Annotated in this window: 25 protein-coding genes and 1 pseudogene; 18 read left to right on the top strand and 8 right to left on the bottom strand. The window is 60.7% G+C overall.

Going from position 1 to position 17428, the window contains the following annotated elements:
- The first annotated feature begins 7 nt into the window (after positions 1-7).
- Together istA and istB are read left to right on the top strand one after the other, a co-directional pair.
- Positions 8-1614 (top strand): annotated as a pseudogene (gene istA, locus TM49_RS19065) (IS21 family transposase).
- Entirely contained in the window at positions 1511-2245 is a 735-nt protein-coding gene (gene istB / locus TM49_RS19060; protein ID WP_045681447.1) for an IS21-like element helper ATPase IstB, read from the top strand. The pseudogene istA and the gene istB overlap by 104 nt, the downstream one beginning before the upstream one ends.
- Before the next feature lie 586 nt (positions 2246-2831).
- On the opposite strand, the gene TM49_RS19055 is transcribed toward istB, so the two are convergent.
- Positions 2832-3137 (bottom strand): helix-turn-helix domain-containing protein, encoded by a 306-nt coding sequence (locus tag TM49_RS19055; protein WP_045683574.1) that lies wholly within the window; start codon positions 3135-3137, stop codon positions 2832-2834.
- A 583-nt stretch (positions 3138-3720) separates the two neighbouring features.
- Between TM49_RS19055 and TM49_RS19050 the strand changes: the two genes are divergently transcribed.
- The 8 genes from TM49_RS19050 to nusG are packed head-to-tail and all read left to right on the top strand — an operon-like array spanning position 3721 to position 8601.
- Positions 3721-4224: a hypothetical protein gene (locus TM49_RS19050; RefSeq protein ID WP_045682092.1), complete on the top strand. Its 504-nt coding sequence runs from the start codon at positions 3721-3723 to the stop codon at positions 4222-4224.
- Positions 4221-4466 carry a hypothetical protein gene (locus TM49_RS19045; protein ID WP_045683572.1) on the top strand — a complete coding sequence of 82 codons (246 nt, stop codon included), beginning with the start codon at positions 4221-4223 and terminating at the stop codon, positions 4464-4466. The genes TM49_RS19050 and TM49_RS19045 overlap by 4 nt, the downstream gene beginning before the upstream one ends.
- Positions 4463-4975: a GcrA family cell cycle regulator gene (locus tag TM49_RS19040; protein WP_045683571.1), complete on the top strand. Its 513-nt coding sequence runs from the start codon at positions 4463-4465 to the stop codon at positions 4973-4975. The genes TM49_RS19045 and TM49_RS19040 overlap by 4 nt, the downstream gene beginning before the upstream one ends.
- Positions 4969-5709: a hypothetical protein gene (locus TM49_RS19035; protein WP_045682098.1), complete on the top strand. Its 741-nt coding sequence runs from the start codon at positions 4969-4971 to the stop codon at positions 5707-5709. The genes TM49_RS19040 and TM49_RS19035 overlap by 7 nt, the downstream gene beginning before the upstream one ends.
- Positions 5709-6752, top strand: a complete 1044-nt coding sequence (locus TM49_RS22770) for a prolipoprotein diacylglyceryl transferase (protein ID WP_052699945.1) — start codon at positions 5709-5711, stop codon at positions 6750-6752. The genes TM49_RS19035 and TM49_RS22770 overlap by 1 nt, the downstream gene beginning before the upstream one ends.
- Complete coding sequence (locus TM49_RS19025; RefSeq protein WP_158498668.1) at positions 6736-7179, top strand: hypothetical protein; 444 nt, start codon at positions 6736-6738, stop codon at positions 7177-7179. Before TM49_RS22770 ends, TM49_RS19025 begins: the two co-directional genes overlap by 17 nt.
- A complete protein-coding gene (locus TM49_RS19020; protein WP_045683567.1) occupies positions 7166-7909 on the top strand; it encodes a hypothetical protein in 744 nt (247 codons plus the stop codon). The genes TM49_RS19025 and TM49_RS19020 overlap by 14 nt, the downstream gene beginning before the upstream one ends.
- On the top strand, positions 7906-8601 hold the full coding sequence (gene nusG, locus TM49_RS19015) for a transcription termination/antitermination protein NusG (protein WP_082074817.1): 696 nt from the start codon (positions 7906-7908) through the stop codon (positions 8599-8601). Before TM49_RS19020 ends, nusG begins: the two co-directional genes overlap by 4 nt.
- Positions 8602-8940: 339 nt before the next feature.
- On the opposite strand, the gene TM49_RS19010 is transcribed toward nusG, so the two are convergent.
- Together TM49_RS19010 and TM49_RS19005 are read right to left on the bottom strand one after the other, a co-directional pair.
- Positions 8941-9327, bottom strand: a complete 387-nt coding sequence (locus TM49_RS19010; RefSeq protein WP_052699943.1) for a cupin domain-containing protein — start codon at positions 9325-9327, stop codon at positions 8941-8943.
- Positions 9328-9514: 187 nt separating this feature from the next.
- Entirely contained in the window at positions 9515-9802 is a 288-nt protein-coding gene (locus tag TM49_RS19005; RefSeq protein ID WP_144409618.1) for a hypothetical protein, read from the bottom strand.
- A 133-nt stretch (positions 9803-9935) separates the two neighbouring features.
- On the opposite strand from TM49_RS19005, the gene TM49_RS19000 reads away from it, so the two are divergent.
- Positions 9936-10118, top strand: coding sequence for a DUF3008 family protein (locus TM49_RS19000; RefSeq protein ID WP_045683564.1), 183 nt, complete (start codon positions 9936-9938; stop codon positions 10116-10118).
- 24 nt (positions 10119-10142) lie between these two features.
- Here the strand turns inward: TM49_RS19000 and TM49_RS18995 are convergent, their stop codons facing one another.
- Together TM49_RS18995 and TM49_RS23525 are read right to left on the bottom strand one after the other, a co-directional pair.
- Positions 10143-10373 (bottom strand): hypothetical protein, encoded by a 231-nt coding sequence (locus tag TM49_RS18995; protein WP_045683563.1) that lies wholly within the window; start codon positions 10371-10373, stop codon positions 10143-10145.
- 69 nt (positions 10374-10442) lie between these two features.
- Positions 10443-10661, bottom strand: coding sequence for a hypothetical protein (locus tag TM49_RS23525; protein WP_144409617.1), 219 nt, complete (start codon positions 10659-10661; stop codon positions 10443-10445).
- Positions 10662-10895: 234 nt separating this feature from the next.
- On the opposite strand from TM49_RS23525, the gene TM49_RS18990 reads away from it, so the two are divergent.
- Positions 10896-11858 carry a PRC-barrel domain-containing protein gene (locus tag TM49_RS18990; RefSeq protein WP_045683561.1) on the top strand — a complete coding sequence of 321 codons (963 nt, stop codon included), beginning with the start codon at positions 10896-10898 and terminating at the stop codon, positions 11856-11858.
- Positions 11859-11940: 82 nt separating this feature from the next.
- On the opposite strand, the gene TM49_RS23720 is transcribed toward TM49_RS18990, so the two are convergent.
- Entirely contained in the window at positions 11941-12117 is a 177-nt protein-coding gene (locus tag TM49_RS23720; RefSeq protein WP_158498667.1) for a hypothetical protein, read from the bottom strand.
- Positions 12118-12542: 425 nt separating this feature from the next.
- On the opposite strand from TM49_RS23720, the gene TM49_RS18985 reads away from it, so the two are divergent.
- Together TM49_RS18985 and TM49_RS18980 are read left to right on the top strand one after the other, a co-directional pair.
- Positions 12543-12743 carry a hypothetical protein gene (locus TM49_RS18985; RefSeq protein WP_045683559.1) on the top strand — a complete coding sequence of 67 codons (201 nt, stop codon included), beginning with the start codon at positions 12543-12545 and terminating at the stop codon, positions 12741-12743.
- Between the two features lie 34 nt (positions 12744-12777).
- The gene (locus tag TM49_RS18980; protein ID WP_158498666.1) at positions 12778-13095 is read left to right on the top strand and encodes a DUF982 domain-containing protein; all 318 of its coding nucleotides are present in this window, start codon (positions 12778-12780) and stop codon (positions 13093-13095) included.
- Between the two features lie 5 nt (positions 13096-13100).
- Here the strand turns inward: TM49_RS18980 and TM49_RS18975 are convergent, their stop codons facing one another.
- Together TM49_RS18975 and TM49_RS18970 are read right to left on the bottom strand one after the other, a co-directional pair.
- Positions 13101-14357, bottom strand: coding sequence for a cytochrome P450 (locus tag TM49_RS18975; RefSeq protein WP_052699942.1), 1257 nt, complete (start codon positions 14355-14357; stop codon positions 13101-13103).
- Positions 14354-14620, bottom strand: coding sequence for a hypothetical protein (locus TM49_RS18970; protein WP_045683554.1), 267 nt, complete (start codon positions 14618-14620; stop codon positions 14354-14356). The genes TM49_RS18975 and TM49_RS18970 overlap by 4 nt, the downstream gene beginning before the upstream one ends.
- Positions 14621-14756: 136 nt before the next feature.
- On the opposite strand from TM49_RS18970, the gene TM49_RS18965 reads away from it, so the two are divergent.
- From TM49_RS18965 to TM49_RS23190, 4 genes are all read left to right on the top strand, one after another.
- Entirely contained in the window at positions 14757-14969 is a 213-nt protein-coding gene (locus TM49_RS18965) for a hypothetical protein (protein ID WP_045683553.1), read from the top strand.
- Positions 14966-15937 carry an SDR family oxidoreductase gene (locus tag TM49_RS18960; protein ID WP_045683551.1) on the top strand — a complete coding sequence of 324 codons (972 nt, stop codon included), beginning with the start codon at positions 14966-14968 and terminating at the stop codon, positions 15935-15937. The genes TM49_RS18965 and TM49_RS18960 overlap by 4 nt, the downstream gene beginning before the upstream one ends.
- Positions 15938-16091: 154 nt before the next feature.
- Complete coding sequence (locus TM49_RS18955; protein ID WP_045683549.1) at positions 16092-16598, top strand: sigma-70 family RNA polymerase sigma factor; 507 nt, start codon at positions 16092-16094, stop codon at positions 16596-16598.
- A 104-nt stretch (positions 16599-16702) separates the two neighbouring features.
- A complete protein-coding gene (locus TM49_RS23190) occupies positions 16703-17335 on the top strand; it encodes a BON domain-containing protein (protein WP_425283296.1) in 633 nt (210 codons plus the stop codon).
- Positions 17336-17428: the final 93 nt, after the last annotated feature.

Raw genomic sequence — 17428 nt, 5'->3', positions numbered from 1 at the left:
TATTTGGATGCTTGTTGTGGAAACAATTGCGAAGATACGCCGGCTTGCCCTGACGCAAGGCATGCCGATCAAAGCGATCTGCCGGGAATTGGGCATTTCGCGTAAAGTGGTACGGAAGGTTCTGCGCGGTGGTGAGACAGCGTTCTCCTATGAGCGCACGACGCAGCCTCGCCCGAAGCTTGGACCGTGGCAGGACCAGCTCGATGGAATACTGCTCGCCAATGATGCCAAGCCGTCGCGCGAACGGCTGACGCTCATCCGGATATATGAAGATCTGCGCGATCAAGGTTACGAAGGCGGCTACGATGCCGTCCGGCGTTATGCCCGCAAATGGTCTAAGGAGCGCGGTTCTGTTTCGACAGAAGCCTATGTGCCGCTCTATTACGCACCCGGTGAGGCCTACCAGTTCGACTGGAGCCACGAGATTGTCGTGCTGAACGGCGTGACGACAACCATCAAGGTGGCGCATGTCCGGCTCTGCCACAGCCGGATGATGTATGTAAGGGCCTATCCGCGAGAGACACAGGAGATGGTCTTCGACGCCCATGACCGGGCATTCGCCTTCTTCGGCGGGGCTTGTACGCGCGGGATCTATGACAACATGAAGACCGCGGTGGAGACGGTCTTTGTCGGCAAGGAAAGGCAATACAACCGCCGTTTGTCTCACAGATGTGCAGTCATTTCCTTGTCGAGCCAGTGGCCTGTACGCCGGCGTCCGGCTGGGAGAAGGGACAGGTCGAGAACCAGGTTAACCTGGTCAGGGAGCGCTTCTTCACACCAAGACTACGCTTCAAGTCCTATGGGGAGCTGAACGGGTGGCTGCTGGACAAATGCATCAATTACGCCCGTGCCCACAAACATGTCGATCAGCCACAGCGCACGGTCTGGGACGTCTTCGAGGAAGAGCGATCCAATCTGATCGGATACCCGGGCAAGTTCGATGGCTTCCATGCTGTTCAGGCCGCGATCGGCAAGACTTGCCTCGTCCGCTTCGACAACAACAAGTATTCCGTACTGTCGACCGCTGTGGGCCGTCCGGCCGAGATCCACGCATACGCTGAGCACATCGTCATTCGCCAGGATGGCGTCGAGATCGGTCAGCATGAGCGCTGCTTCGGCCGCGGCGAGACGATCTATAATCCCTGGCATTATGTACCGGTCCTGACCCGCAAGCCGGGAGCACTCAGAAACGGCGCGCCCTTCCATGACTGGGTTCTGCCGGCTGCCATGGAGAAGGTGCGCCGTCGGCTAAAGGCCATGGCTGACGGTGATCGTCAGATGGTGTCGATCCTGGAATGTGTAGGGCTGGACGGACTTCCCGCTGTCGAGGCGGCCTGCCAGGAAGCGCTCGATCAAGGCGTGTTCTCGGCCGCCATCATCATCAATATCCTGGCTCGCAATCGTGATCCGCAGCCACCCGCCATTCTCTCCATTCCCGACGCCCTTCGTCTGACCCATGAGCCTCTGGCAGATTGCGCACGTTACGATAGCCTCCGGAGGGCAAGCTGATATGGAACGATCCCAAATCCTCGACATGATGGGTGCGCTGAAGCTGTTCGGTATGCGTGGCGCCTACGACGAGATCATGGCCTCCGGTATCAAGCGGCAGCATGAGCCGCCGCGCATCGTGGGTAACCTGCTGCAGTCTGAGATCGCCGAGAAGCAGGCGCGCTCCATCAAATACCAGCTCACCGTCGCCAAGTTGCCGCTGGCTAAGGACATTGATGACTTCGACTTCTCGGATACGCCGGTCAACGAAGGATTGGTCCGCCAGCTCGCCACAGGCGACTTCCTCTCTCCGCAACATAACCTGGTTCTGGTCGGCGGAACGGGAACAGGAAAGTCGCATTTGTCGATCGCACTTGCCCGCGCCCTGATCCGCAACGGGGCAAGAGGACGGTTCTTCAATGTTGTCGACCTCGTCAATCAGCTCGAGACAGAAGCACGAAATGGCAAACAAGGGCGGCTCGCCGACTTCATCACCAGACTCGACTTCGTTATCATGGATGAACTGGGGTATCTTCCGTTTGCCCAGGCTGGTGGCCAGCTTCTCTTCCATCTGGTCAGCAGGCTCTACGAGCGCACATCAATCATCGTCACCACCAATCTTGCATTCGGCGAGTGGCCAGCCGTGTTTGGCGACGCAAAGATGACCGCTGCGCTCCTCGACCGGCTCACGCACCACTGCGAGATCATCGAAACCGGAAACGAATCCTGGCGCTTCAGAAACCGTTCTCAAAGCTAAAGCCGAAGAAGCCAAACAACCCGCGCCCGCAAGCCTCTACGCTAAATTGATGGCTCCGGGCCTGCGCGCGCTGATCGCCGAGTGCAACCCAAGGGAGGGGTTCCTTTTGGACGCCTAAATGGGGTCCCATTACAACGCTGATTGACACGCAGTCTGCCAAAGTGAGGGGATGGCGGGAGCAAACGGAGACTATCACCGAGAGCGTTGCCACCTATTGCGGAGTTGATTTCCGAGAGGTGGTCCTGATCTGAGGCTTTCATCAGCGTCCTTCCCATTTTCCTGCTTGCCGTTTGAATGGAATAGCGATTTCTGAAGCGAAAATGGGACAATATGTCCAATATTTAAATACAGTAATTGGACAAAATGGACAAAATTTTGTTCTGGACGTTTTGGACCAGAAGGTTTAATGCCGGGGTTTGTGACGAGTTATGCGTGCAGCTGGGGCTTTGGTGCCTCTGCTGTGCCTGTCTCGATTAAGGGATGCTAAGGGAATGTTGCTTTGAGTTGTTCGGCAGGTTGTTTTCTGGAGTTGAACAACGTCAAGCGAGATATTCGGTTGCCCTCACGAGGTCCGTTGCCCGCTGGACTATTCGCTGGTGCCTGTTTTCTTCTTTTGCGAAGGTGTGGCATCTCCACGCGCCACGATCATGGGCTTTACGCGCGATCGAGGCTTTCCGAGCAGCAGGTGTTCCAGGTCGCAGCCTACAATCTGGCAGAATTTGCCGACAAGATATGGCGGAAGTGGGCTACGGCTTTCGTACTTGCGATAACGTTCAGGTGGAATTGACAGCAGGGTCGCCATCTGAGCTGCAGACATGTTGGTTTCCTGACGGAAGCGCTTCACGCGGCCGCAATATTCGTTGTTGAAGATGAATTCTTCCGATTCGCTCATATCTCAATCTTAACATTGGACAATAAGTCTGTGTTGGGACATTTGCGCTGTTGACAGGTTGGACAAAATGTCCGATTTATGCGCTATGAGTTGTCGAAATGCCCCAACGCGCTGGAACGAAATCTGTGAGGCTGCCGAAGCCTGTGGGGTTGGCTATTGGGCTCGTCGGAAATGGCTCGAGAGATCGAACATACCTGCTCGGTGGAAACTTAAGATAATCGAGAGCACAGCGGGACGTCTCTCCCTGGCTGATATGGAATTTTCGGATCAAGCCGAGGACGTCTCCAAATGACCTGGATGACCTCTTCATCGAGCCCCAGCCGTGCATCGACGAAAGCGGAAGGCCGGAGACCTTGGTCGCTCTTTCTCGTAATTGCTGCGCGCTATTGCGGCCCAGCGTTTGTTGCCCGGTCTTCCCATTCTGCCTTTCGCGCAGGTCAAGCTGTCCCTTCCCGGCTGCACCCGCCTAGGCGCTCCTTGCGACTGACCTGACCCTAAACCGCGATCCACCGTCCCGCCATGGGAAACGACGCCGGGCCTTTCCCGGCGCGCATGGCTTTTGTTGTTTTCGAAAGGGAGAGACATGGCCGAAGAGCCCTCCATCGATCCGTTCATCCTCACCATCCGCTGCGCCCAGCGCGACCTGATCAAAAGGGCAGGGGGGATCGAGCGCGTTGCCCTGATCACCAACCGCTCGACCAGTGCCGTCGGCCGCTGGAACGGCAAGCGCGATACCGACATCATGCCGATCCCGGTGGTCAGGATCCTGGAAGAGGATACCGATGCACCGCTGGTGACCGAAGCCATGGCAGCCGCTGCCGGACGCAGGCTGACGGAATCGGATGAGCGCAGCAGGACGGCACTGTCGCTGATCCAGTGCATGGCGGGCGATCAGGCGAGCGAAGGCGAGCTGATGAGCACGATCCTCGAGGCGCTGGCCGACGGTCATGTGACGCCGACCGAGGCGCAGCTCTGCCTGCAGAAGCTCTCCGACAAGGAAATCAGCGAGGATCGGCTGAAGCGCTGCCTGATCGGCGCGATTGCCGGCGGCGGTCTTTCGGTGATCGACGGAAAAGCCGGCCGATGACGGGCACAGATCTTTCGCCCCGCATCTCCTGCCATCTCGTCTCGGTGGCAGGGTTCAGCTTTTGCCGCTGCGGCTGGAGCGATCATCCGATGATCGAGGCGCCCTGTGCCGATGCACAGGAGGAGGCCGAAGACGCGGCCATCCGCAGGGTGATCGAAAGCGGTACCGACTGGCGGCCGCGTGAACACTTTCTGGCGGACGGATCCGGCCTGACGGTCGATCGGAAGGCTGGTGCAGCATGAAGCACTGGGACCGTCAGGAGATCGAGGCGATGGCCGCGATGCGCCGTGATGGCAAGGCGCTGACGGCGATTGCCAAAGCGTGGGGTGTCTCGCGCATGGTCGTTGCCGGCATTGCCCGCCGCAATCCGGACCTGTTTCCCGTCAGGGAGAGGAAGACCGAAGCGGAGAAGGCAGCCGCCATCGAGGCCGAGCGCAAGGCGAAGGCGGCAAGGCTGCTGGCGAAGCGGAAGAAGAAGCCTGCACCAACAACTGCCATCGATGCACCGATCCGCAGGCAGGTGCCGATCGAGGCCTATGACACGCAGCACATGCAGCTCCCGGGCAGTCCCACCGTGCCGTTCATCGACTGCGGCGAATTCCGCTGCCGACTGGTGCTGACCCCGGGCGGCGAACGGCTCGGCCCGGATGCACCCTGCTGTGGCAGACCGGTGGCAGAAGGCGCTGCCTACTGCCCGGAACACCAGAAGCTGATGTACCGCCCTTACGAGAGGAGGACGCCGGCATGGTGATCGCCTCACCTCCGCTTCGCCACTTCGAGCGCACCACCGTCGCGCACGGCAGCAGCATGGCTGCAGCCCTGCGGATCGTCTGCGGCTGCTGCGAGGCGAGCGGCTACGCGATCCTCACCGCCACGCTGCGGCAGGCACCAGCCGAGGCCATCACGGACCACTTCCGCACCGGCGGCTGGAAGGTCGGAGCCACACCGGCAGACGACCGGTGCCCGGCCTGCCGCCGAAACACCCGAACCCAAACGAAAGGACAGGACATGGCAACCGCAAAGCCGCGAAAGGCTGCAACGAAGGCCTTCGCCGTGAAGGCAACAACAGCCCTCACAGCAGCCCCGGTATCCTCAGAGGCCACCACCGCGCCGCAGGCAGACCCGCCACCGGCGATGGACCGGGAAGACCGGCGGATCATCACCGAGAAGCTGGATGACGTCTATGGCGACCGCGGCTATCGCGGATCCTGGACCGATGCCACGCTCGCCCGGGACCTGAATGTTCCGCGGGCCTGGGTGAGCGACGTCCGCGAGGCCTTCTTCGGGCCGGAGGGCAGCAATCCGCTGCTGGACGAATACACCGCCGAGAAAGAAGGTTTTGACCGTCTCCATGCCGGCTTCATGGCGGCCCGCAAGGCGCACTGCGAGGAACATGACCGGCTCTTGAAGCTGGCCCTGGATCTTTCCGGCAAGGCCGACGAGATTGCCCGCATCGGCAAGCGGATCGAGCGGGAACTCGGCTGATGACCCCGGTTGCCGCCCTCATAGCCGATCTGGTGCGTGCAGGCGTTGATGCCGATCTGATCGGCCGCACGGCTGCAGCGCTGGCCGAGCGCGAACCTGTGTTCGTGCCGGCCACCGGCGAGGCGGATGACGACACCGGTACCAACGAAGGTGCCGGTGCGTCCCGGCGTGCGCGCAACCGTCGATACTATGAGCGGCGCAAGGCATCTGCGAAGCGTCTTGATCAGACGGATTCAGACGCCGTTAAGACGCTTTCAGACGGGATTAAGACGGGTGAGGGCGACTTTAAGACGCCTGACAGCGAAATTAAGACGGTGTCAGACGGTTTTAAGACGCCTGCGTCTGAATTTAAGACGGTCAGCGGCGTTTGCGCCGACCCGGCAAAAGACACTTCCCCCCAAACCCCCTATCAGAAAAATTCCCCCCTGAAAGAAAAGGCCCCTAAAGGGGCCCAAAAGAAAGATCCCCCCGTCGGGGCTGAAGCGGGTCTGTTTGCAGCAGAACCGGATACCGGTCTCAGCACCGGTTCCGGGGCAGACCTCGGAGCCGAACCGGCAGGGGCAGGGGAAACAGGCGATGCCGTCAGCACCGCCAAGCGCCGGTCGCGTCGTCACGGTGGCGATATCACCGGCCTGACGGCGGAGTTCGACGACGCTGTCTGGCCGATCTATCCGCAGAAGGTTGCCCGCAAGACCGCGCTGAAGGCATGGGCCTCGGCACGGCAGCGGGCCGACTTCGACACGATCATCGCCGGTCTGAAGCGCTACGTCGCCAAGACCGACGATCGGCCGTGGTGCAACCTCTCGACATGGCTCAATCAGGATCGCTGGACCGACAGGCCGGCCGTGCAGCCTGCGACGTCGCCCGCCGCATCATCGGCCAGATCACCGCCATGGCCGCCATCACGCGCCGATCATCTGCGTGAACACCACAGGCGGGCGCAGGCATCCTTCGACAAACGCACAGGGCAGAACAATGGCAAACGAGATGCAGACATCATCGACATCGACAGAACTGACTGGACGGTTGAGAGCCGCACTTGAACCGGCAGGTGCACACCGCTCCGATCTGATGCTGGCGAAGCTGATGCAATACGGCTTCATCCTCCCCGACAGCATCGATCCGGAGATGGCGCCGGAGCTTTATGCGGACGTGCTGAGGGACAAACCCGTCGGTGCCATGCGCCGGGTGTTCGAGAACCTCAGGCTTGGCCGCTATGAGCGCTTCCGCTCGTTCCTGCCGAAGCCGGCCGAACTCTCCGTCCTTGTCGATGACGCCGCCCGCCATGACCGGGAGATGCTTCGGATCGAGCGCGAGCGGGTGAGTGGCATCGAAGAACGCCGGCGGCTTTCCGCATCGCTCTCACCGGAGGAGAAGCAGCGTCGTCGGGAGAAGGTCGCAGCCGTCAAGGCCCTGATCGCCGGAGCCGCGGCTCACCGAACCACAGGAGGCCACGATGACCGCCACTGACAGCGAAGACCGCAGGACACTCAGAAAGAGCTTCCTGAAGTTCTACCGGCAATGGCCGACCTTCGGCGATGACAGCGACGAGCGGGCCTTTGTCGAATGGCAGGGACTGACGGCAGAAGACCGGGAGAGGGCATCGAGCCTGCTTCCGGCTTTCCTCACCCTTGCCGCAATGAAGGGCAGGGCGGTGAAGTTTGCTGCCAGCACCTATCTCCGGGACAAGCGCTGGCAGGATGTGCCTGAAGGCATGGAAGCCCCGGCCACCGGCCCTGCCATGGCCGCAACCTTCGGCAAGGCCTGGATGGCCGAACGCTTCATCCGGCTAGCAGAGCCCTGCACACCGCTACCGCCGCTCACCCGGTTCCAGGAGCATGAGATCGCGGCAGGCAGAACGGACCGCAACGCCCTCCAGCATGAGCGGATGCAGAAGATGGGCTGGCCGTCGGTGAATGCGATGCATGACCAGGCGGTGCGTTATCCGGGCCGGGGTGTCCGGGTCTCGCCAGAAACGGTGCTGCTCGGCTCTGACTTCGAGCCGGTGAAGGTTGGAAACGATCTCTGGCTGGCATGGGAGCAGGAGCATAAGGCCCGGGGGTATCCGTGGCTTTCAGATACGGGCAGGGCGGAATGGATTTACTTCCCGCCGCTTGATGACGGCACGCCGGCAACGGCGCTCAACGGCTTCTTCGACAGGTTACAGCGGATCGGACAGAGCGAGGCGGCAGCACAATGACGATAGTGGGGACGGTGGCGGAGATGACGGCAGCAGCAACGGCAAGGATCACAATGACGAGCAGCATGGAAGCGGAACTCGGTGAACGCAGTCTGCGAAAGCTGGAGCGGGATGATGCGCTCCGGCGGATGCGGCGGGACGAGCAGGGGGCGCTAGCCTCCGACACCGAAAGCGACACGGCCAGCTGGTATGTGGCCGTTGTTCATCCGGGCCATGAGCAGGAGACGGAGACAGCCCTGAAGGCGATCGGGGCAGAGGCGCTGGTGCCGATGCGCCGGGGCAAGCGGCGCAAGCGACGTGGAAAGCTGCTGCCGCCGCAGGACGAGGTGCTGATGACCGGCTATGTCCTCGTCCGCTTCGTCAGCACGGCGAAGGCACTGAGAGGATTGCTGAGGCAGGAGCATGTGACGGCGATCCTCGGCGGATGGGAAACACCCTATGCGCTCAAGGCCGATGCCATCTCAGCCCTGATGCGCAAGGCGGACAATGGCGCTTTCGATTATGAGCGGCAAAGCGATGTGCAGGTCGTTGCCGGTGACAGGGTGACCGTCGAGGACGGGATTTTTGCCGGGCAGGTCGGGACGGTGGTGACGCCCAACACCACGGGCAAGGGTGATGTCGTGATCGAGGTCGATCTGTTCGGGCGGATGACGCCGATGATCGTGCCGTTGGCTTGTGTCAGCAAGGTGTAGCCGAGTGGCCGGATTGTCGGCGTCATTGATGCGTTGTTAAATCATCGCGTTCCCGGCGTGCAGAATCAGAGCTTCTGACTGAGTGCCTGGGACGGGTGTAGAGGGGCGGATCGTTTCGGCGGTCCGCCCTTTGGTTTACCGGGTCCGCCAGCCTCCAACAAAACGGTGGGTCCTTCCTCAGCCCCTTGCCCTTGCGGGTATTTGGCACCGCGCGGGTTGCCCAGTCTGAGGCTAAATTCAAAGCCTAAAGTCGAGGCTAAAGTTTAGGGCTGGGTTGAACTGTGGGTCAAATGTATCAGCTCCCGTGACAATAAGGCGTGAGTCTCACTGATGTTCTTTTCAATCATCGTCCAGATAGACGTAGTGGACGTCCTGATAGCTGTCGGCCGAAAACATGAAGAGCAGCTTGGCGTTCGACCCGCTATGCACGGCGTGCTCAAGGTTTCCAGGTATGAACACAGCGGTCCCTTCAGAGAGGCGGAAGCTCTGCCCCTTGACCTTGACCTCCGCCTCTCCCGACAGTCCTATGTAAATTTCCGCGTGTGCATGCCGGTGCAGAGGCAAGGGATTATCACGGTCAAGGTTGGCGATGCCGCAGGTCAGGCTGTGGGTCTCCGTACGATCAGCCGAAAATAACATCCGGAATCTGGCCCGCTTCTTATTGCCGACTTCAACGACTTCTTCAGGGACTTCTCTGTCATGTCTGACCACAGGCCTGTCAAACATCGTTCCATCTCCTCTAGCTAATCAACTTGCATCGCGCCTGGGATAACGGCCTTGGCTGTTTGCCCGGTCGCAGTTCATACAGAGGTCAGGGCACCGTCACCGGTCGGTCGAGCGACAGCCCGGCTGAAAACCCTACCGAAGAAGATGTTGGATAGGTTTCTAGCGACGGGCCAATTGACGGGAGGCTTCAACGCTCGCCACGCGCGGATTGTGTTTCGACGATTTCAAGGGAAGATCGTGCTTCCTCGAGCAATGGCTTAAGATCCTCTCCGCGCTCGCTGGCCTGTGTCCGGGTTTCCAACTCCGCAATAATGTCCTTTAGGCGCTGCTTGCGTTCCTCTACAGGATCGCCGCCATACGTCTGCGCCGAGATCTGACGCGAGGTAATCTCTTCTGCGACGCTTTCGACATCTGCTTCTGCGCCAACAGGGGAGTGTACTATGTCGGGTTGATTGCTCTCAGAATTGTTGGTCATGATGATTTCCTTTTGGGCATCGTTGATGCTGGATCGTCCTGCCAAACGCCTGAAACGGATTTTTGTTCGCGACTGGAACATGGGATGGCTTTCGCTGTTCGGGGGCATGTCCAACAGTTGGAGAACGATGATCATGCCTGCACAATCGAAATCCCAGCAGAAAGCCGCCGGTGCTGCACTCGCCGCCAAGCGTGGCGAGCAGAAGAAAAGCGATCTCAAGGGGCCGGCTCGCCAGATGGAGAAGTCCATGTCGGAGAAGGAACTCGACGACATGGCCTCCGGAAAGCGCAAGCGAAAGCCGGATCACAAGTCCTGATCAGGCTGAGGCCGTCGGCCCTTGTTACTCATTGGCCGGCGGCAGCGCCCGGTCCTCGGACGGGGACGAAGGCCGCTCGACTGCCGGAGCGTCGGCGTTCTGATCGGCGCCTTCCGGTTCCATTGCGACATTGTAGAAAAGCTCGACGGCTGCCCAGGCGACCAGCGCCAGCGCAATCGAGATCGCAAGAATGACGAAGGCGCGGGGGGATCGGCGCCCCTGTCTCGCCTTCTTAGGGGGAAGTTCCTTTTCCATTGCGCACTCCTCTCTCTCGCTTTTCTGAATAACGCGGTCGGCGGCGATCCGTTTCCTCGTGCCACCCGGTTAGCCGGGCGTGGTGATCGTCGGGTTCGCCGCGTCCGTGTCCTTACGCCAAGGATAGAACATCGTCGAAAAGGCAAGGAGGATGATCAGGACGAGCCCGCCGATGAAGACGAGCCGCGCAAACCGTGTCCTGAGCACCGTTGTTCCCTGCTTCGCCTGTTCCTCCGGAAATTCCGGTCGCGCCGAAGAACGGTCGGTCGTTTTTCTATCTCTAGCCAAGGTCCAATCTCCGTCGTTGGATACGTGTTTTCGCCCGAACCGGGTCGCACCGGTTTTGTTCCCGTGCCGTCCTGCGCACGCGCCTGCCAAGCACGGAGGCAGAAATTCCTGGTTTTCCGGCCTCGGCTGGAACATCGCCGGCGCCTCACAGTTGGCAGGGGGCAGCGAACGGAGCGAGCCTCTCGGGCTCTCGCTCCCGTTCGCGGACATGTGCAACAACAGAGAGGGATTGATATGTCTGTCACCAGATTTACGACGACCGTAGCGGCCTGCGCACTGCTTGCCGGCAGTGTCTATGCGCAGGATCAGCCCGCAAACGAGACGACAACGCAGGCCGACACCATGAAGACCATGGACATGTCGACGGTCGAGACGTCCCCGAATCAGCTTCTGGGTTCGGAACTGCTGGGGGCCACGGTCTATACGTCGCAGGATGAGGATGCTGATGCCGTCGGCGATGTCGATGACCTGCTTGTTGATGAGGACGGCGAGATCGCTGGCCTGATCATCGGCGTCGGCGGCTTTCTAGGGATTGCCGAGAAGAACGTGGCGGTACCATTTGCGAAGGTCGGGCAGACCCGCGACGATCAAAACATGCTGCATCTGACGCTCGCCACGAGCCGTGAGGAACTGGAAAACGCTCCGGATTTCGACTATCGGGCGGTCACACCTTCCGCCGATATGCGGACCGATATTTCCGACAATGAGGACATGGCTGCCGATCGCAGCGATCGCTATCCTGATGGCGAGACCGCCCCGACGACTCCGACCGACCGCATGGCGGGCGAGGGCAGCAGCACCGCGCCGGAAGGGGCAGGCGACATCGGCTATAATACCATGACCGATTCCAGCGCCGGCATGGCGTGGCGCGACATGGAGCAGGTATCCAATGAGAGCCTCAGGGCCGACGACCTGATTGGCGCTGTGGTCTATGGCGAAAATGGCGATGAGATCGGGGATATTGGGGATGTTATCCTGAAGCCGGAAGGCGAAGTCCAGGCATTCATCGTGGATGTCGGGGGCTTTCTCGGTCTTGGCGAAAAAGAGGTCGCCATGTCATCGGAAAACCTGACGGTGCGCCGCGATGGTGACGATTTCGCGGTCTTCACGCAGTTCACGGAGTCTCAGCTTGAGGATCAGCCGGAATATGATGCCAACGCCTTCGGCGACAATCCGGATGAGTTCATGATGCGGTAAACGCAAAAAGACTTCGATACAGAAACGCCGTGCGGGTTCGCACGGCGTTTTTTTGGCCAGTGACGAAGAGCGGCAATTGAAGTCAGGACGGCTTGGTTTCCCGCTCGTTCAGCGCTTGCTGCAATTTCATGGCAAGCTCCAGCAGCCGATCGGGGATCGGTTCCTGCTTGATCTGGGAAAGCAACTCGGTCGTCTTGCGGTCCAGCTTGGATTCCGGATCTTTCGCCGCACCAAGGCTATTGTTACCGTCTTCCGCCATTATAGTGCCCTGTCCTGTCTTCTTCGTATTTTTTGACGTTATCCGACCTTACGCTGTTGAAGTCCGATCGGATCAGGTTCTTTGCACGATCTGCCCCCCGAATCAAACCTTCGATAGTACGGAAGTGCCACATTTTGGCCTTTTGGGGACCTTTTCGGTTTGCCTGCTTGCGAAGGAAGATCCGTCGTAGCCCAGTTTCAGGGCACAACGACCGACAGCGCTTTCAACCGAAGTCGGTTTCCAAGCCCCGTTCACTTTTCTGTGGGAGCGTTGCGCTGATCACATCCGCTCAGGCAACCATCACTCTGCTGTCGGGTGCCGCGACCCACAAACAATGACCCCGATTTATTGTTCCAGAAAAACTGACAGGAACAAATTGCTCCGTCCATGGTTCGCATCGGATCGGAAAACAGGAGGCATGTGTCATGAACAGGAAGCCATCCGCCGCCCGTCCGGGCACAAGCGATGAACGGCCGCGCTGGGAGGGGCCAGAGGAAAGCCGCCCGAGCGCTTATCGGCCCGCAAAGGACGATCCCGAAAAGGATCGCGATGCTATGCGGGAAAATCTCAAGGATCCGCGCAAGCGCGACCTGACCGACGCCCCGAAGACAAAACGCAAGGACTAGCGGACGCGGAAGCGTTCAGATGGAGGATCAGAGCATGTCAGGCATTTTCGCCCAATGGATCGCGCCGGTCTACCTAAGGTTTGGCGACGGACATCCGCTTGCCGTCACCGGGCCGGCGGAGGCCAGGAGCCTGTTGTCGGGGCATTGGCCCTGGAGGGCGGGCCCGCACTACGCCACGGCTGTGACCTATTGCGATCTCGCACTCGCGGGGCCGGGCTGGCTCGCGCTTGCACGCGAGGCCTTCATCGCGGCCGCACTGGAAGCGGGGCTGTTCGGGGGACATTCCACGGACGACCTGAAATTTGTTTCTGGAAGTCCCGGCATCGAGGCAAACGGTCTCGCCGCAGAATAGGGTGTTCAGCGCCTGCGGATATTGTCGAGAAGGAGGCCGCTCGCGGGGCCGGTCGGCACGGTTGCGAGTGGAACTTCGAGGTTTTGCGCGGGGACGTCAAAGGTCATCTCATGCGTCATCAGTCGCACCGCTTCGGCAATCAGCGCAACCGTGACCTTCTCACCGGGACAGCGATGCGATTGGGTGGCGTCACCGCCGCCCTGAGGCACAAAGCGGCTCTTGTCCTTCTGCCAGGACAGGTCACGCTCGGGACGGAAGTCCTGCGGTTCGCTGAACCAGCGTGGATCGTGGCAAGTTCCGTAGAGGTCGAACAGCAACCATTGGCCTCGCTCGAGGCGATGGCCGTAAATCTCGGCCTCACGCGTCAGGACGCCGCCGATGAAGGGAAAGAAAGGTGAAAAGCGCCGCACCTCTTCGGCAAACTGGGAGAGGCCCTCGCGGCTACCATCGGCAAAACGCTCGCGCCAGGCGGGCTTGTGATGCAGCATCAGCCCGGCAAAGGTGACATAGCGGGCGACGGCTACGATCGGCCGCACGACATTCAGCAATTCGACCGCAGCGACGGAGGCGGGCAGCTCCCGGCCGTCGCAGTCACGATGACTGGCGATGTCTGCGATCGGCGCGCCCTCGCGGACCGCCCGCCTACCGGCCCGCAGGGCCGTTATTTCTCCCCGTAAACGCTTTTCCATCCGGCTGCGGCGCAGCAGCGCCAGCGCGGTTTGCGGGCCAAAGCGTCCCGCATTGGCAACCATGCCGGAAAGCGCTCGCGCGTCGCGCATCACGGCATGACGGGTGGCGGGCAGCCCTGCCCATGAGAGGGCCGCCTCGGTGAGTGTAGTCTCCGCGACCTCGGAAAGCCTCACTTGACCCCGCTGTTCCCACTGCGGCAGCCTCCGAATCCAGGCGTCCCTGAACCGGAGCAAGAGGTCATCGACGCTCGTGGGATGATCGACCAGCATGCGGACAAACATCGCCTTGCGCCTGCGGTGGGCCGTTCCGTCGAGCTGCTGAACGCTGTGCTTGTCCTGAAGCAGTCGCAGCGTCGTACCCGGCATTGCACCACGGCGGGTGACGGTGTCGCCGGCATAGAATAGCTCTGCGGCTTCGGGACCGGCGAGGCAGACGACATCGCGCAGCATCAGCCGCGTGCGCCAGATCGGCGGCTCGCGTTGCGCAAGCCGCTGCGGCAGGAAGAGATAGCCCTCCCGCAGCAGCGACAGGGTCTTGTCCTCGAGGACCGATGGCTTCGGCAGCCCGTTCATTCCAGCGTGCCCCATTCCGGGTTCCATTCGGCATCTTCCTCAAGTTCGACCATGATCGGTCCGCCGGTGTCGTTGCGGTTCTCCGCTAGGCGGATGGCGTCGGGCATGGGGAGTTCCTCGGTCGGGTAGTAGGGCGTGTCCTCGTTGCCAAAGTCGATCGAATCGACAAAGCCGACGGGGCGATCGCCGCGCTGGATGACGCGCAGGAGAACAGTGTCGCGGGTTGCGGCTTCCTTTGAATAGCGACGGAAGGACGGGGCCATATTCTTTCCTTTCTTTCAACTGAGGTGCCGCAGAACTGATCTGAACGAAGGTTGTTCCCGGATTTTTGTCGGCCGCGAACGGGAACATCGACGCCTTCTTCCTGTTCGGGGGCGATCACGACCGAAAGGAAAGCCAATGTCTCTCTCCGTAGCCCTCTGGCTTTTCGCGGTTGCCGTCGGCCCGGTGCTGCTTGGAGGCGCCATCGCCTATGGCAAGTACCGCGAACGCCGTTATTCGCGCCGGGAACGGGCGGAAAGCGACGCCTCCATCGAGCGTCTCTACGACGAGGAAGGCGACGAGCCGAACAGCACCACTCCAGATCGACACCAGCGAAAGGACCAGAGATGACAAACGAGCAACCGAGCGAACGGACCGCGGATCACCAGCGCGATATCCAGGAGGAAATCCACGAGCGCGACCAGCGTGGAACGTCATCGGGCAACAGTGGCGCTATGCAGGCAGGCGCCCGAAACTATCCGGAGCCGCCGCTACCCGAGCAGAGCCTGCCAAAACCTGGTCAGGAGCATGAGCTGGAGCCGCGCCCGATGTACGACGCGCCGTATTACAAGGGCTCCGAAAAACTCAAGGACAAGGTAGCGATCATCACGGGTGCTGATTCCGGCATCGGGCGCGCCGTCGCGATCCTTTATGCCCGCGAAGGCGCGGATATCGTCGTCTCCTATCTCTCCGAAGATACCGATGCCGAGGAGACCAAGCGTGCGGTCGAGGCGGAAGGGCGCCGCTGTATCCTGAGCCGCGGCGATATCGCCGACCTCGACTATTGCCGCAGCCTTGTCGATGAGGCTGTGACCACGCTCGGCAAGCTCGATATTCTGGTCAACAATGCAGGTTTTCAGGTCCACGCGAATGAGCTGGAAGACCTTTCGGCAGAGCATTTCGACCAGACGATGAAAACCAATCTCTACGGTCTCTACAATATGTGCAGGGCCGCTGTGCCGCAGATGGGCGAGGGCGGGGCGATTGTGAACAGCGGTTCGGTCGTCGGCCTGCACGGCAAGGCGCAGCTGCTCGACTATTCGATCACCAAGGGCGGCATACACGCCTTCACCCGCTCGCTCGCATCCAGCCTGATCGCGCGCGGCATCAGGGTCAACGCCGTCGCGCCTGGCCCGGTCTGGACGCCGCTCAACCCCTCGGATCGGGAAGCGGAAGACATCGCGCAGTTCGGCGGATCGGTACCGATGAAACGGCCGGCGCAACCGGAGGAACTGGCCCCGGCCTATGTCTTTCTCGCATCGTCGCACACGGCGAGCTACATCACCGGTGAAGTGCTCCCGGTCACCGGCGGCGGTTGATCGGGCCTTCCGGACCATGCGAAAAGAATGGCGGCCTCGACCGCCATTTCACGTTCAGGAAGAGCGCCAAACGACGTTCAGCCAGAAAGTAAGGAACCACAGCGCTACCTGGTTCGTTGCTCTCCGAGGATCACAGGTATCCAGGGAGTTGGCGATGAACCAGCACGATAAAGATTTGACGCGCCAGCAACACCAGGAGATTGTCGATCTCATCCCTGCGCTGCGGGCCTTTGCCCGGACCTTCTGCCGAAATCCGAACGATGCCGATGATCTGGTTCAGGAGACGATGCTGAAGGGCATCGCCAACCTCGACAAGTTCAAGCCCGGAACGCGGCTGAAGTCGTGGCTGTTCACGATCATGCGCAACACCTTCTACACCCAGATCAAGGCCAGGAACCGCGAGGCGCCCGGGGCGGAGGACTGCGTTGCCGGTTTGCCGCAGCATGATGCGACGCAGGACTGGTCGATGCGCGGTCAGGAACTGATGGATGCGCTCTCGCGCATTCCCCCGCACTACCGCGAAATGTTCATCCTGGTGATGGTACTTGGCGAAAGCTATATCGACGCCGCCGAGATTTGCGGCTGCGCCATCGGTACCGTCAAGAGCCGCATCAACCGGGCCCGCCAGTTGCTGCTCGAGGAGCTCGGCGAAACGCAATAGGGCCAAATAATTCAGGAACATTGCGCCGGTTTCCCTGTTTGGTCGCCACCTCGAGAAAAGAGGAAACAGGGAGTAGAAAAATGGCAGACGACAGATTCAGACAGATGCGCGATCGCGAGCGGAACATGCCGTCGCGCCCATGGCGCGGCCGCCCGGCGCACGAGGACTGGCAGACCGACGATCTCGGCTATGGCGATCGTCGCGGCCGAGAAGGCAATCCACGCTATGACGAGGATCGCTATTATTCCGATTACGACGAATTCGGTTATCCGGTCTTTCCCGGACTTTATCCGCCGGCCCGTACCCGTTCGGACCGATATTACGGCGGCGGCGATAACCGCAGGCGCGGCCGAGGTCGCGATGACCGAGATTTCTGGGACAAGGCCAGTGACGAGGTTCAGTCCTGGTTCGGCGATGACGATGCCGAGCAGCGCCGCGAGGCCGACCATAGCGGCAAGGGGCCGCGCGGCTACAAACGCTCCGACGATCGTATCAACGAGGATGTGCACGACCGCCTGACCGACGAACCGACACTGGACGCAAGCGACATCTCCGTCTCCGTCGAAAATGGCGAAGTGACGCTTGACGGCTACGTCATTGGCCGGCGGCAGAAGCGCCGTGCCGAAGACTGCGCCGACAGCGTCTCCGGCGTCTCCCATGTTCAGAACAACTTGCGGGTCAGGCCCGAGGGCAATTTCGATTCCCCGGCATCGCAGCTGAACAACAACGATCGATAGTCAGGTGAGGGGCAGGCTAGCCGAGTTGTTGCCTGCCTCTACGCTCTTGCTTATTATTTCCGCACACAAAGAAAAGCCCGCCGCTCGCAAGCG

The organism is Martelella endophytica (assembly GCF_000960975.1).
GTDB classification, from domain to species: Bacteria; Pseudomonadota; Alphaproteobacteria; order Rhizobiales; family Rhizobiaceae; genus Martelella; species Martelella endophytica.
Note: the sequence above shows the minus strand (reverse complement) of the source record. Positions and strands in the feature narration are given on the sequence as shown.

Excerpts from the sequence above, each read along its gene's own strand:
- TM49_RS23190 (WP_425283296.1), top strand. The coding sequence starts at position 16,703 with ATGCGCGATCGCGAGCGGAACATGCCGTCGCGCCCATGGCGCGGCCGC.
- TM49_RS18995 (WP_045683563.1), bottom strand. The coding sequence starts at position 10,373 with ATGGAAAAGGAACTTCCCCCTAAGAAGGCGAGACAGGGGCGCCGATCC.
- TM49_RS19035 (WP_045682098.1), top strand. The coding sequence starts at position 4,969 with ATGGTGATCGCCTCACCTCCGCTTCGCCACTTCGAGCGCACCACCGTC.
- TM49_RS18965 (WP_045683553.1), top strand. The coding sequence starts at position 14,757 with ATGTCTCTCTCCGTAGCCCTCTGGCTTTTCGCGGTTGCCGTCGGCCCG.
- nusG (WP_082074817.1), top strand. The coding sequence starts at position 7,906 with ATGACGATAGTGGGGACGGTGGCGGAGATGACGGCAGCAGCAACGGCA.
- TM49_RS18980 (WP_158498666.1), top strand. The coding sequence starts at position 12,778 with ATGTCAGGCATTTTCGCCCAATGGATCGCGCCGGTCTACCTAAGGTTT.
- TM49_RS19005 (WP_144409618.1), bottom strand. The coding sequence starts at position 9,802 with ATGACCAACAATTCTGAGAGCAATCAACCCGACATAGTACACTCCCCT.
- TM49_RS19045 (WP_045683572.1), top strand. The coding sequence starts at position 4,221 with ATGACGGGCACAGATCTTTCGCCCCGCATCTCCTGCCATCTCGTCTCG.
- TM49_RS22770 (WP_052699945.1), top strand. The coding sequence starts at position 5,709 with ATGACCCCGGTTGCCGCCCTCATAGCCGATCTGGTGCGTGCAGGCGTT.
- TM49_RS18955 (WP_045683549.1), top strand. The coding sequence starts at position 16,092 with ATGAACCAGCACGATAAAGATTTGACGCGCCAGCAACACCAGGAGATT.
- TM49_RS19020 (WP_045683567.1), top strand. The coding sequence starts at position 7,166 with ATGACCGCCACTGACAGCGAAGACCGCAGGACACTCAGAAAGAGCTTC.
- TM49_RS23720 (WP_158498667.1), bottom strand. The coding sequence starts at position 12,117 with ATGGCGGAAGACGGTAACAATAGCCTTGGTGCGGCGAAAGATCCGGAA.
- TM49_RS19055 (WP_045683574.1), bottom strand. The coding sequence starts at position 3,137 with ATGAGCGAATCGGAAGAATTCATCTTCAACAACGAATATTGCGGCCGC.
- TM49_RS19000 (WP_045683564.1), top strand. The coding sequence starts at position 9,936 with ATGCCTGCACAATCGAAATCCCAGCAGAAAGCCGCCGGTGCTGCACTC.
- istB (WP_045681447.1), top strand. The coding sequence starts at position 1,511 with ATGGAACGATCCCAAATCCTCGACATGATGGGTGCGCTGAAGCTGTTC.
- TM49_RS18990 (WP_045683561.1), top strand. The coding sequence starts at position 10,896 with ATGTCTGTCACCAGATTTACGACGACCGTAGCGGCCTGCGCACTGCTT.
- TM49_RS18960 (WP_045683551.1), top strand. The coding sequence starts at position 14,966 with ATGACAAACGAGCAACCGAGCGAACGGACCGCGGATCACCAGCGCGAT.
- TM49_RS18975 (WP_052699942.1), bottom strand. The coding sequence starts at position 14,357 with ATGAACGGGCTGCCGAAGCCATCGGTCCTCGAGGACAAGACCCTGTCG.
- TM49_RS18970 (WP_045683554.1), bottom strand. The coding sequence starts at position 14,620 with ATGGCCCCGTCCTTCCGTCGCTATTCAAAGGAAGCCGCAACCCGCGAC.
- TM49_RS18985 (WP_045683559.1), top strand. The coding sequence starts at position 12,543 with ATGAACAGGAAGCCATCCGCCGCCCGTCCGGGCACAAGCGATGAACGG.
- TM49_RS19050 (WP_045682092.1), top strand. The coding sequence starts at position 3,721 with ATGGCCGAAGAGCCCTCCATCGATCCGTTCATCCTCACCATCCGCTGC.
- TM49_RS19040 (WP_045683571.1), top strand. The coding sequence starts at position 4,463 with ATGAAGCACTGGGACCGTCAGGAGATCGAGGCGATGGCCGCGATGCGC.
- TM49_RS19010 (WP_052699943.1), bottom strand. The coding sequence starts at position 9,327 with ATGTTTGACAGGCCTGTGGTCAGACATGACAGAGAAGTCCCTGAAGAA.